At 68.0% G+C, this 12,736-nt stretch carries 10 protein-coding genes; 6 read left to right on the top strand and 4 right to left on the bottom strand.

Annotation, left to right across the window (positions count from 1 at the left end):
• Positions 1 to 117 precede the first annotated feature (117 nt).
• Both AC5Y4S_RS25225 and AC5Y4S_RS25220 read left to right on the top strand, forming a co-directional pair.
• Positions 118 to 393, top strand: coding sequence for a hypothetical protein (locus AC5Y4S_RS25225; RefSeq protein ID WP_500035314.1), 276 nt, complete (start codon positions 118 to 120; stop codon positions 391 to 393).
• A gap of 3 nt (positions 394 to 396) precedes the next feature.
• Complete coding sequence (locus AC5Y4S_RS25220; RefSeq protein ID WP_500035313.1) at positions 397 to 1,620, top strand: hypothetical protein; 1,224 nt, start codon at positions 397 to 399, stop codon at positions 1,618 to 1,620.
• Positions 1,621 to 1,683: 63 nt separating this feature from the next.
• Here the strand turns inward: AC5Y4S_RS25220 and AC5Y4S_RS25215 are convergent, their stop codons facing one another.
• Complete coding sequence (locus AC5Y4S_RS25215; RefSeq protein WP_500035312.1) at positions 1,684 to 2,157, bottom strand: hypothetical protein; 474 nt, start codon at positions 2,155 to 2,157, stop codon at positions 1,684 to 1,686.
• 60 nt (positions 2,158 to 2,217) lie between these two features.
• On the opposite strand from AC5Y4S_RS25215, the gene uvrB reads away from it, so the two are divergent.
• Positions 2,218 to 4,386 (top strand): excinuclease ABC subunit UvrB, encoded by a 2,169-nt coding sequence (gene uvrB, locus AC5Y4S_RS25210; RefSeq protein ID WP_500035311.1) that lies wholly within the window; start codon positions 2,218 to 2,220, stop codon positions 4,384 to 4,386.
• Positions 4,383 to 5,780 (top strand): MFS transporter, encoded by a 1,398-nt coding sequence (locus tag AC5Y4S_RS25205; RefSeq protein ID WP_500035310.1) that lies wholly within the window; start codon positions 4,383 to 4,385, stop codon positions 5,778 to 5,780. The genes uvrB and AC5Y4S_RS25205 overlap by 4 nt, the downstream gene beginning before the upstream one ends.
• 2 nt (positions 5,781 to 5,782) lie before the next feature.
• On the opposite strand, the gene AC5Y4S_RS25200 is transcribed toward AC5Y4S_RS25205, so the two are convergent.
• Positions 5,783 to 6,502: an MgtC/SapB family protein gene (locus AC5Y4S_RS25200; protein ID WP_500035309.1), complete on the bottom strand. Its 720-nt coding sequence runs from the start codon at positions 6,500 to 6,502 to the stop codon at positions 5,783 to 5,785.
• Between the two features lie 39 nt (positions 6,503 to 6,541).
• Positions 6,542 to 8,125, bottom strand: coding sequence for a mannosyltransferase (locus tag AC5Y4S_RS25195; protein ID WP_500035308.1), 1,584 nt, complete (start codon positions 8,123 to 8,125; stop codon positions 6,542 to 6,544).
• Positions 8,126 to 8,433: 308 nt separating this feature from the next.
• Between AC5Y4S_RS25195 and AC5Y4S_RS25190 the strand changes: the two genes are divergently transcribed.
• Complete coding sequence (locus tag AC5Y4S_RS25190; protein ID WP_068107190.1) at positions 8,434 to 8,874, top strand: universal stress protein; 441 nt, start codon at positions 8,434 to 8,436, stop codon at positions 8,872 to 8,874.
• 120 nt (positions 8,875 to 8,994) lie between these two features.
• Here the strand turns inward: AC5Y4S_RS25190 and AC5Y4S_RS25185 are convergent, their stop codons facing one another.
• Positions 8,995 to 9,681: an MBL fold metallo-hydrolase gene (locus tag AC5Y4S_RS25185; RefSeq protein ID WP_500035307.1), complete on the bottom strand. Its 687-nt coding sequence runs from the start codon at positions 9,679 to 9,681 to the stop codon at positions 8,995 to 8,997.
• Positions 9,682 to 9,800: 119 nt separating this feature from the next.
• On the opposite strand from AC5Y4S_RS25185, the gene uvrA reads away from it, so the two are divergent.
• Entirely contained in the window at positions 9,801 to 12,704 is a 2,904-nt protein-coding gene (gene uvrA / locus AC5Y4S_RS25180; protein ID WP_085191146.1) for an excinuclease ABC subunit UvrA, read from the top strand.
• The last annotated feature ends 32 nt before the right edge of the window (positions 12,705 to 12,736 follow it).

The following is a 12,736-nucleotide window of genomic DNA, read 5'->3' as shown; positions in this document are numbered from 1 at the left end:
TTCGGCCGCGAGCGTCCGTGTCTGTACGCCGACACGCCGTATTCGGCGTACATTTACGCGCCCTCGTGTGGCCGTGACTGACTTTCGCGGCCCGACGGTCCGAATAAACTTCCACATATGCGTGTGGACGTCGCTGGTGTGCAGGCGATGGCCGGTCGGTGGGGTGCGTCGGTGGGCGAGCTGGACGAAATGGCAGCTCCGGCGCGGCTCGGCCTGTCGTACCAGGCCAGCGCCGCGGCAGTGGCCGCAGCCCATGCGGAGGTCACCGCATTCACGGCTGCGCTGGCCGCGCGCGTGGGTGACCACGCGACTCACGTGTCTGAGGCTGACGCCCGATACGTCGCCAACGAGGCGGACGCGGTCAACGAGATGTCCACGGTGATCGGCGGGTAGCGAATGTCCGCGGTCGCGGGGTTTCCCGACCTTTCGGGGCTGTTGGCCTGGCCCACCGACCATCTCACGGCGGCGGCCGACCACTGGGAGGCCGTCGGTGGACACAGTTATGGCCTAGCCAATCAGGTGTGGCGGGACGCGCATGACGTCGATTGGCAAGGTGACGGCGCCGACGCGCTGCGCATGGCTACCCACGCTGACATGTTGAGGACCAGCACGGCAGCCGACCAACTGCAAGCGGCGGCGAAAGTGGCCCGCAGCGGGGCCTCGGATCTGTATGCGGCCCGCTCCCAGTTGCGCTACGCGGTACAGAACGCCAACGCCGCCGGATTCGATGTGCGCGAAGACATGTCGGTCACGGACCGGTCGAGCGGCGGTTCGGCCGCACAGCGGGCCGCCCGGCTAGCCCAGGCGCAGATCTTCGCCGCAGACATCCGACAACGCGCCGTCCAATTGGTGGGGCTCGATGAACAGGTCGCCTCCAAAGTCGCCGCGGCCGTGTCCGGAATCCGCGACACCTTTCCGCGGGATCCCGGTACGTCGCGGGATTCCAAAATCCAAGCCGTGGACCGCCACACCTTCAAACAGGACCCACCTCCACCACCCGGGCCGCGGGGCAATCCGTTCGCCGGCTGGAGCGAAGAGCAGAAAGCGCAGGTAGCGAGTGAAATCGCCCAAGGTCATGCCTGGGAACAGCACAAAGGTGACTTTCCGGGAATGACTCAGCAAGATCTCGCCCGGTGGATCTACAACACGATGAACGACCCGAATAGCCAGGTCGGTACCAGCCTGAAGTCTGGCGGAGTGGTGCTCCTGCGTGATGGCAAGGTCGTTTTCATTGACCCCAATAACGCGGACTACGGAACCGCCTATCGCCCGCAGCCGACTCCAACCAGTAAATGGCGGACGCCGCTGGAATACTTCGACCAGCAAACCAGGGCACTCGAGCCGCTCCCGTCTCCAGCGCCGGGACGGCTCCCGCCACTCACACCCGGTGAAATGGCGCCTCCTGGGCCCGCACCGCAGGCCCCACCCGCTCCTCGGGAAGTGCCCCCGCCGCCGGTGGAGTCGCAACCGCCTCCAGCGAAAGGTGGCAGGGGCCCCGCTTTTGGTGGCGGGCCTGCCACACCCTTCGGACCTAGGTTGGAGCCGCCGCCCCACGCCGGTCATCACCACCCGCCAGTGCTCGGCGATCTGGACCCCGACCCGTGGGATCACGGCGAATGAAGCAAAACCCGTCGGTTCGAGTTCTTGGGTTTGGTCTGGGTGGACAATCCGGCGCGGCGCGCGTCATAGGCCAGAGGGATACTCTCGCCCCTCTTGCTCACGAATAATTTGCTCGCTCTCGCGTTCCCAGTCCTCGACGGGACGGGGCCGCCCGCCTCCAGGAAACAGCGCCTCGGCCTGGTCGATGCCGCCGATCTTGCGCTGCAGTCCCCGGAGCAAACTCAGCCCTTCAGCATCGGAAAACCCAGTGACAATCGAGAAGTCAAGGGCTGCACCGACGAGGCTGCTGGCCCAAGAACTTTCCGTCAGATATAGCACCCGCGCCCAATCCAACGTGGTCAGCGACTGTCCCTCTGTCACGGCGTGAGCAAGACGTCCTGTTAGCTCGTCGAACTCGTCCCAATTCGACAATCCCAGCACCTCGATGGGAAACGGCTTCCAGGCCGCCGAATTCTGCCACTCATAGAGCGCATGCCAAATGAACTTGCGCTCCCTCTCATTGAGGTCGACCGCCACCGGCTCAGACGAACTTGTCATCGGATCGATCCTAAGACCAGCACCGGGACACTTGTCGGTACCCGCCTCTACCCTGGTGCCATGGCCTTTGCCACTGAACACCCAATCGTCGCGCACTCGGAATACCGGCCGGCCGCCGAGGACATCGAAGGGCTGGTGCGCGCCGGTGGCCGCTTCGAGGTGGTCAGCCCGCACGCACCGGCCGGCGACCAGCCCGCGGCCATCGAGGAGCTGGAGCGCCGCATCCGGGCGGGGGAGCGCGATGTGGTCCTGCTCGGCGCCACCGGCACCGGAAAATCGGCCACCACCGCCTGGCTGATCGAACGGCTGCAGCGCCCCACGCTGGTGATGGCGCCCAACAAGACGCTGGCCGCTCAGCTGGCCAATGAGCTGCGAGAGATGTTGCCGCACAACGCCGTCGAGTACTTCGTGTCGTACTACGACTACTACCAGCCGGAGGCGTACATCGCGCAGACCGACACCTACATCGAGAAGGACAGCTCCATCAACGACGACGTGGAGCGGCTGCGGCACTCCGCGACGTCGGCGCTGCTGTCGCGGCGCGACGTGGTGGTGGTGGCCTCGGTGTCGTGCATCTACGGCCTGGGCACGCCGCAGTCCTACCTGGACCGCTCGGTCGAATTGCAGGTCGGCGTCGAGGTGCCCCGCGACGGCCTGCTGCGGCTGCTGGTCGACGTCCAGTACACCCGCAACGACCTGTCCTTCACCCGCGGCTCGTTCCGGGTGCGCGGCGACACCGTGGAGATCATCCCGTCCTACGAGGAGCTGGCGGTCCGCATCGAGTTCTTCGGCGACGAGATCGAGGCGCTGTACTACCTGCACCCGCTGACCGGCGAGGTGGTTCGCCAGGTCGACTCGCTGCGGATCTTTCCCGCCACCCACTACGTGGCCGGGCCGGAGCGGATGGCCCACGCGATCTCCACCATCGAGGAGGAGCTCGCTGAGCGGCTCGCCGAGTTCGAGCGTCAGGGCAAGCTGCTGGAGGCCCAGCGGCTGCGGATGCGCACCAACTACGACATCGAGATGATGCGCCAGGTCGGGTTCTGCTCGGGCATCGAGAACTACTCCCGGCACATCGACGGCCGGGGACCGGGCTCGCCGCCGGCCACGCTGCTCGACTACTTCCCGGAGGACTTCCTGCTGGTCATCGACGAGTCGCACGTCACCGTGCCGCAGATCGGCGGGATGTACGAGGGCGACATGTCCCGCAAGCGCAACCTGGTGGAGTACGGGTTCCGGCTACCGTCGGCGTGCGACAACCGGCCGCTGACCTGGGAGGAGTTCGCCGACCGGATCGGGCAGACGGTGTACTTGTCGGCCACGCCGGGGCCCTACGAGCTCAGCCAGACCGGCGGCGAGTTCGTCGAGCAGGTGATCCGCCCCACCGGCCTGGTGGACCCCAAGGTGCTGGTCAAGCCGACCAAGGGGCAGATCGACGACCTGATCGGGGAGATCCGCAAGCGCGCCGCCGCCGACGAGCGGGTGCTGGTCACGACGCTGACCAAGAAGATGGCCGAGGACCTCACCGACTACCTGCTCGAAATGGGCATCCGGGTGCGCTACCTGCACTCCGAGGTCGACACGCTGCGCCGGGTGGAGCTGCTGCGCCAGCTCCGCCTCGGCGACTACGACGTGCTGGTCGGCATCAACCTGCTGCGCGAGGGCCTCGACCTGCCGGAGGTGTCGCTGGTGGCGATCCTCGACGCCGACAAGGAAGGCTTCCTGCGCTCGACGCGCAGCCTGATTCAGACCATCGGCCGCGCCGCCCGCAACGTGTCCGGCGAGGTGCACCTGTACGCCGACACCATGACCGACTCGATGAAAGAGGCCATCGACGAGACCGAACGGCGACGCGCGAAGCAGGTCGCCTACAACGAGGCCCACGGCATCGACCCGCAGCCGCTGCGCAAGAAGATCGCCGACATCCTCGACCGGGTCTACGCCGAAGCCGACGACAGCGAAACCGTCGAAATCGGCTCCGGGCGCAGCATGTCACGCGGCCGGCGCGCCCAGGGGGAGCCGGGTCGCGCGGTCAGCGCCGGTGTCTTCGAGGGCCGCGACACGGCGAACATGCCGCGCGCCGAACTGGCCGACCTGATCAAGGACCTCACCGCGCAGATGATGGCCGCCGCACGCGATTTGCAGTTCGAGCTTGCGGCCCGGTTCCGCGACGAAATCGCCGACCTCAAAAAGGAACTGCGCGGGATGGACGCCGCCGGCCTGAAGTGACGCACACCGACACCCTCACCGGCAGCTGGCGCGAACTGCTGGGCGCCAAGTACCTGGGCACCTCGGTCGTGCTGGCCGGTGGCGTCGCGCTGTACGCCACCAACGAGTTCCTGACGATCAGCCTGCTGCCGAACACCGTCGCAGAGATCGGCGGCAGCCGCCTCTACGCCTGGGTGACCACGCTGTACCTGGTCGGGTCGGTGGTCGCGGCGACCATGGTCAATCCGATGCTGGTGCGCATCGGCGCCCGCTCGTCATTCCTGTTGGGGCTCGGCGTGTTCGGTGTCTCCAGCCTTGCGTGCGGGGCGGCCCCCAACATGGAGGTCCTGATCGGGGCGCGCGCCCTGCAGGGCGTGGCCGGCGGCCTGCTGGCCGGCCTGGGCTACGCGGTCATCAACGCGGCGCTGCCCCGCTCGCTGTGGACCCGGGCCTCGGCGCTGGTTTCGGCGATGTGGGGGGTCGCGACGGTGGTCGGTCCCGCCACGGGCGGCTTGTTCGCCCAGTTCGGGTTGTGGCGGTGGGCATTCGTCGCGATGACTGGTCTGACGGGGCTGATGGCCACGCTGGTGCCGATCGCGCTGCCGGCCGGTCACGCCGGTGAGAGCGCCGAGACACCGCGGCTGCGGGTGCCGGTGTGGTCGCTGGTGCTGATCGGCGCGGCGGCCCTGGCGGTCAGCGTCGCCCAGATCCCGCACAACCTCGCCGCGACCGCCGGACTGCTCGCCGCCGCCGTCGTGCTGGTCGGGCTGTTCGCGGTCGTCGACTGGCGGATGCACGCGGCGGTGTTGCCGCCCAGCGTGTTTGGGCCCGGGCCCCTGAAGTGGATCTACCTGGCGATGGGCCTGCTGATGATCGGGGCCATGGTGGACACCTACGTGCCGCTGTTCGGTCAGCGGTTGGCCCACCTGTCGCCGCTGGCAGCCGGATTCCTGGGCGCGGCGCTGGCGGTCGGCTGGACGGTCTCCGAGATCGTCAGCGCGTCGCTGGAGAGCCCGCGGGCGATCGGGCGGGTGATCGCGGCGGCGCCCGTGGTGGTGGCGTCGGGCCTGGCGCTGGGTGCGCTCACCCAGCGCGACAACGCGACGGCCGGGACCGTCGCGGCCTGGACGCTGGGGTTGCTCGTCGCGGGGATCGGGATCGGCATGGCCTGGCCCCACTTGTCCGTGCGCGCAATGGATTCCGTCGACGACCCGGCCGAAGGCGTCGCGGCGGCCGCGGCGATCAACACCGTGCAGCTCATCTCGGGGGCATTCGGGGCCGGGGTGGCCGGTGTCGTCGTCAACACGGCCCAGGGCGGCGACGCGACGGCGGCCCGCTGGCTGTTCGCCGTGTTCACCGCGTTGACGGGGGCCGGTGTCGTGGCGTCGTACCGCGCGGTCCGCGGCAGTCGCTGAGCTCAGTCGGGTTCTTCGCCGCCGCGGAGGATGGCAACCACCCCGTCGACGTCGGCGAAAACCTCGGAGGCGCTGCCCATCTTGGCGCCCGACAGAGTCATCGTCACCCTGACCTCGCCGTCATCGATGTCGTGGGCGTCGGCATCGAGCTCGGTGAGCTGCCACTCCCGCTGCCCGCAGATCCGTAGCAGCTCCCGCAGCACGCCCCGGCCGTTCTCGTAGATGATGGTCAGCCGGCGGGTCCCGCGCAGCCGGGCGGTGAGCTGGCGCTCGACGGCGCTGAACGCGAGCGCGCTGACGAAGTGCAGCGCCACCACCGCGATGGCCAGCAGCAACAACCCGGCGCCCACCGCCATGCCGATCGCGGCCGATTCCCACACCGCCGCCGCCGTCGTGAGCCCGTGCACGGCGCCGCGTCGCGTGATGATGATGCCGGCGCCCAAAAAGCCGACGCCCGAGACGATTTGGGCTGCGACGCGGGACGGGTCGAGCGCGACGGTCCCTTCGTGCACGATGTCGAAGAAGCCGAACTTGCTGACCAGCATGATCAACGCCGACGACGTGCCGACGATGGTCTGGGTCCGCAGGCCCGCGCTCTTGCCCTGAACCGTGCGCTCCAGGCCGATGAGCGCCGTCAGGCCGAAGGCGGCCAACAGCTCGATGACGTGGCGCGCGCCCTGCACGTCACCGCCGAGCAGCGGGTTGGCCAGCAGTATCTGCATGTCCGTCAACTACCCACGGATTGCGCTTCTACGCGCCCGTCACCGCGTCGACTTCACGACCTGCGAGTAATGGAACTGCCAACGCTCGACGATGCGGAACCCGAGGTAGCTCGGGAACCGGTACGCCGGGGAGCGGCCGAAGGCGGTTCCCGGCGGGAGCGACGGTCCGGCTTGGTGACCCGGCAGCGAGCCGTCCCTGTTGGTGATGGTCCAGATGGCCGGGCACTTGTTGATCTTGGCGGTCGTCAGCCACACGGCGACGTGACCGTCCCACAGCCAGCCGACCTTCGGCCCGTAGGCGCCGCGTTCCACGTCGATCAGCGAGCGGAAGGCCGCCGGCCGGGTGGCCAGCAGTGCCCGGATCGGCCCGGGCCGCCAGGGCACGGTGTTGTCCACCATCAGGCAGTCCCCGGGCGCCGCCTGGGAGCTGATCAGGTCGGCCACCTGGCTGTAATCCCAGCCCTCCTTGGCGTACGGCCAGCGCTGGATGAACAGGTAGTTCGGCACCGCGGCGGCGGCAAACGCCAGGACCACCGCCACGACGGGCCACGGTTTGCGGCCCAGCGTGACGATGCAGACGGCCATGACGACGGCCACCGCGGGCGTGGTGAGGATCAGGTAGCGGGGAAAGTAGATCGGTTCAATGACGGCCGAGTAGATGACGACGAGCGCGGTGGGCAGCACGATCCACACGGCGCAGATGACGAGGAGCACGCGCAGGTCGCCGCCCGGACCGCGGGCGCCCCTCCGCCACGCCACGATCGCCGCGACGAGGAGCACCGCCGTGAGGATCGCGAACGGGACGCTGTGGTCGAAGTATTGCCGCAGGCTGATGTCGAAGGCGTAGTGCCAGCTGACGGGAAAGATCCAGTTGACCTGGTACACCTGGCCATGGGCGAAGACGAGGAACGGCGTCATGGCGCCGACGGCGACGGCCGAGCTGGCCGCCCACCAGATAACCCGCGTCCTGCGGGATTCCTTCGGCGCCAGCAGCGGCACCAAAACCGCGTACACCAGCACCAACAGGACCAGGTTGAGGCTGAGCAGGATCGACAGCATCAACGCCAGCGCGTAGCCCACCCACAATTGCGGCCGGTTGCGCCTCACGGCGGCGACGAGCAACACGGTCAGCCAGATGGCCGCGGCGGCCGCGAAGGCATACGAGCGCGCTTCCATCCCCGCCCAGGTGGTGCGCGGCAGGATGGCGAAGACAGCTCCCGCGCACAGCGCCGTGACGCGCCCGGGGACGAACCGCCTGGTGAACACCGTGAGGCCCGCGGCCGCGGCCCCGACCGCAATGGCGCTCGGCGCCCGCGACCAGAACTCCGTCGGCGGAAATATCGCGAACCAACCGTGCATGAGCAGGTAATACAGCCCGTGAACGGCGTCGATGTGGCCCAGCAGCTTCCACAGCTCGGGCAAAGTCCTGCTGGCCGACGCCGAGATGGTGGCTCCCTCGTCGAACCACAACGACGGCCTGCAGGCCCACGCAGCGCTGACAACGGCGGCGAACACGGCGATCGCCCACGGATCCAGCAACCTGCCGCGCGGGCGCGCCGGCACCGCCTCCTCAGCGACGTCCGGGGCGTCGGAAGCGCACTGCTCAGCGGTGGACATGGCCATGATGCTTGTCACTGTAAGGGGCGCCAAGTGAACTGGCTCGCCGCGAGCCTGGTGGGGGAGGGTAGGGTGCTTGCTCACATTTGCGACGGGCGCCTGCGGTTCACCAAAAGCGGGCTTGTGCAAGGCTTTCGGCGTCAGCCCTGCTCGAACGGCCCTCTCAACCCGCGGGCAAATAGGCCGCCGGTGCCGCGCGGCCCCGGTAAATGCCCGTAGCGCCACGCCACGCCCGGTCGGAATTCTTTCTCCTTTCCATCGGGCAAACGCGATACTGTCTTGGGTTGGCTGACCAACCGAAACTGGGAGGGTAAATGAGTGCCTATCGAACCGTGGTGGTCGGGACCGACGGCTCGGATTCGTCGTTTCGCGCGGTGGACCGGGCGGCGCAGATCGCGGGGGACGACGCGAAGCTGATCATCGCGTCGGCGTACCTGCCCCAACACGAGGACACCCGAGCCGCCGACGCACTGCGGGACGAGAGCTACAAGGTGTCGGGGACCGCGCCGATTTACGCGATCCTGCAGGACGCCAAGGAGCGGGCGCACAACGCGGGCGCCAAGAACGTGGAAGACCGGTCGATCGTCGGCGCCCCGGTCGACGCGTTGGTCAAGCTCGCCGAGGACGAAAAAGCCGATCTGCTGGTCGTCGGCAACGTCGGCCTGAGCACGATCGCGGGACGCCTGCTGGGATCGGTGCCGGCCAACGTCTCGCGCCGGGCCAAGGTCGACGTGCTGATCGTGCACACCACGTAGCGGCGCGGCGTTTGGGTGTGTATCCAGGGCTTTTAGTGTGAGCCCAGGGCGGAAAAATCGCCGAAACCCCGCCGTCAGCGCATACGGAAAGCCGTCAGCACACACTCACCGACGTAAGGCTTACCAGCCGCGCTCTTTCCATTCGGCCAGGTGCGGGCGCTCGACGCCCAACACGGTGTCGTCCCCGTGGCCCGGGTAGATGACGGTGGAGTCGTCGTAGACGTCGAACACCCGCGTCGTGACGTCGTCGAGCAGCTGGGCGAAATCTCCCGGCTGCCAGGTCTTTCCGACACCGCCGGGGAAAAGGCAGTCCCCGGTGAACAATTGCGTGACCCCGCCGGTCGCGGGCCCATCGAGGGCCAGCGCGACCGAGCCGGGGGTGTGCCCGCGCAGGTGAATGACGTCGAAGCTGAGCTCGCCGATCCGGACGGTGTCGCCACCGGCCAGCAAACGGTCGGGCTTGACCGGCAGCGGCTCGGCGTCGATCTCGTTCGCGGCGGTCGGGGCGCCGGTGGCCTTCGCGACCGCCTCGAGCGCCTGCCAGTGATCGAAGTGCTGGTGGCTGGTCACGATCAGCGACAACTTCGGCGCGTACCGGCGGATCAGGTCGATCAGCACGTCGGCGTCGTTGGCCGCGTCGATCAGCAGGGTTTCCCCGGTCGCGGAACACGTCACCAGATACGCGTTGTTGTCCATTGGGCCCACCGACGCCTTTAGAATCGTGGCGCCGGGTAGGGTCCGGCGGGCCGCGGTACCAGGGTCGACGTGTCCGGTGTAGTTGTCGCTTGGCTCAACCGAGACGGTCATAGCGGCCACGTTACTGGTCATCGATCGCTTGTCGGTATGGGCACATAGCATGGAATGCGCCGTGCGCATCAACGGCGACAGCATCAAAGATTCGTTGATAGTTCCTGAAAGAAGGCAGCGTGGCTGACCGCCTGATCGTCAAAGGCGCCCGCGAGCACAACCTGCGCGGCGTCGACCTCGACCTGCCGCGTGACTCGTTGATCGTGTTCACCGGGCTGTCCGGATCGGGCAAGTCGTCGCTGGCGTTCGACACCATCTTCGCCGAGGGCCAACGCCGCTACGTGGAGTCGCTCTCGGCGTACGCCCGCCAGTTCCTGGGCCAGATGGACAAGCCGGACGTCGACTTCATCGAGGGCCTGTCCCCGGCGGTGTCGATCGACCAGAAGTCCACCAACCGCAACCCGCGGTCGACCGTCGGAACCATCACCGAGGTCTACGACTACCTGCGGCTGCTCTACGCCCGCGCGGGCACACCGCACTGCCCGGTCTGCGGCGAGCGCATCGCCCGGCAGACGCCCCAGCAAATCGTCGACCAGGTGCTGGTGATGCCGGAGGGCACCAGGTTCCAGGTGCTCGCGCCCGTGGTGCGCACCCGCAAGGGCGAGTTCGCCGACCTGTTCGAGAAGCTCAACGCGCAGGGCTACAGCCGGGTGCGGGTCGACGGCGTGGTGCATTCGCTGACGGATCCGCCGAAGCTGAAGAAGCAGGAGAAGCACGACATCGAGGTGGTGGTCGACCGGCTGACCGTCAAGGCCAGCGCCAAGCAGCGGCTCACCGATTCGGTGGAAACCGCGCTGAACCTGGCCGACGGCATCGTGGTGCTCGAGTTCGTCGATCACGAGCACGACGCGCACAACCGCGAACAGCGGTTCTCCGAGAAGCTGGCCTGCCCCAACGGGCACGCGCTTGCGGTCGACGACCTGGAACCGCGGTCGTTCTCGTTCAACTCGCCCTACGGCGCCTGCCCCGAGTGCACCGGCCTGGGCATCCGCAAGGAGGTCGACCCCGACCTGGTGGTCCCCGACCCCGAGCGCACCCTGGCCGAGGGCGCGGTGGCGCCCTGGTCGACGGGCCACACCGCGGAGTACTTCACCCGGATGATGGCCGGGCTCGGCGAGGAGCTGGGGTTCGACGTCGACACGCCGTGGCGCAGGCTTCCGGCCAAGGCCCGCAAGGCCATCCTCGAGGGGTCCGACCACCAGGTGCACGTGCGGTACCGCAACCGGTACGGGCGCACCCGGTCCTACTACGCCGATTTCGAGGGCGTGCTGGCGTTCCTGCAGCGCAAGATGGCGCAGACGGAATCCGAGCAGATGAAGGAGCGCTACGAGGGCTTCATGCGCGACGTGCCCTGCCCGGTGTGCGAGGGCACCCGGCTCAAGCCGGAGATCCTGGCCGTCACGCTCGCAGCCGGCCGGCACGGCAAGAAGTCCATCGCCGAGGTGTCCGAGCTGTCGATCTCGGATTGCTCCGACTTCCTGAACGCGCTCACCCTCGGGGCGCGCGAACAGGCGATCGCCGGGCAGGTGCTGAAGGAAATCCAGTCGCGGCTCGGGTTTTTGCTCGACGTCGGGCTGGACTATCTGTCGCTGTCGCGCGCCGCGGCCACGCTGTCCGGCGGTGAGGCGCAACGCATCCGGCTGGCGACCCAGATCGGGTCCGGTCTGGTGGGCGTGCTCTACGTGCTCGACGAGCCGTCCATCGGCCTGCATCAGCGCGACAACCGCCGGCTCATCGAAACCCTCACCCGCCTAAGGGATTTGGGCAACACGCTGATCGTCGTCGAACACGACGAGGACACCATCGCGCACGCCGACTGGATCGTCGACATCGGCCCGAGGGCCGGCGAGCACGGCGGCCAGATCGTGCACAGCGGAACCTATGCTGAGCTACTCGCCAACAAGGACTCGATCACCGGCGCCTACCTGTCCGGCAAGGAGAGGATCGAGATACCCGCCATCCGGCGGCCCGTCAACCACAAGCGCAAGCTCACCGTCGTTGGCGCGCGGGAGCACAACCTGCGCGGCATCGACGTGTCCTTCCCGCTCGGCGTGTTGACCGCGGTGACGGGGGTGTCGGGCTCGGGCAAGTCGACACTGGTGAACGACATCCTGGCCGCGGTGCTGGCCAACCGGCTCAACGGCGCCCGGCAAGTCCCGGGCCGTCACACCCGGGTGACCGGGCTGGACCACCTGGACAAGCTGGTGCGCGTCGACCAGTCGCCGATCGGCCGCACGCCGCGGTCCAACCCGGCGACCTACACCGGGGTGTTCGACAAGATCCGCACCCTGTTCGCCGCCACCACCGAGGCGAAGGTCCGCGGTTATCAGCCCGGCCGATTTTCGTTCAACGTCAAGGGCGGTCGCTGCGAGGCGTGCACCGGCGACGGCACCATCAAGATCGAGATGAACTTCCTGCCTGACGTGTACGTGCCGTGCGAGGTCTGCCACGGCGCCCGGTACAACCGGGAAACCCTGGAAGTGCACTACAAGGGCAAGACCATCTCCGAGGTGCTCGACATGTCGATCGAGGAGGCGGCGGAGTTCTTCGAGCCGATCAGCGGCATCCACCGGTATCTGCGCACGCTTGTCGACGTCGGGCTGGGCTACGTCCGGCTCGGCCAGCCCGCGCCGACGCTGTCCGGCGGTGAGGCGCAGCGGGTCAAGCTGGCCGCGGAATTGCAGAAGCGTTCGACCGGTCGGACCATCTACATCCTCGACGAGCCCACCACCGGGCTGCATTTCGACGACATCCGCAAACTGTTGAGCGTGATCAACGGCCTTGTGGACAAGGGCAATACGGTCATCGTCATCGAACACAACCTGGACGTCATCAAGACGTCGGACTGGATCGTCGACATGGGGCCCGAGGGCGGCGCCGAGGGCGGAACTGTTGTCGCCGAAGGGACTCCGGAGGACATCGCGGCGGTGCCGGAAAGCTACACGGGCAAGTTCCTGGCCGACGTCGTGGGCAGCCCCGCGCCCGCGCGGCGGTCGAACGGGCGCCGCAAGGTCACCGCCTGAGCCGGTTTCGCACCCGACGCGCCGAAAAACGC

This window comes from Mycobacterium sp. NGS64 (assembly GCF_059812245.1).
Note: the sequence above shows the minus strand (reverse complement) of the source record. Positions and strands in the feature narration are given on the sequence as shown.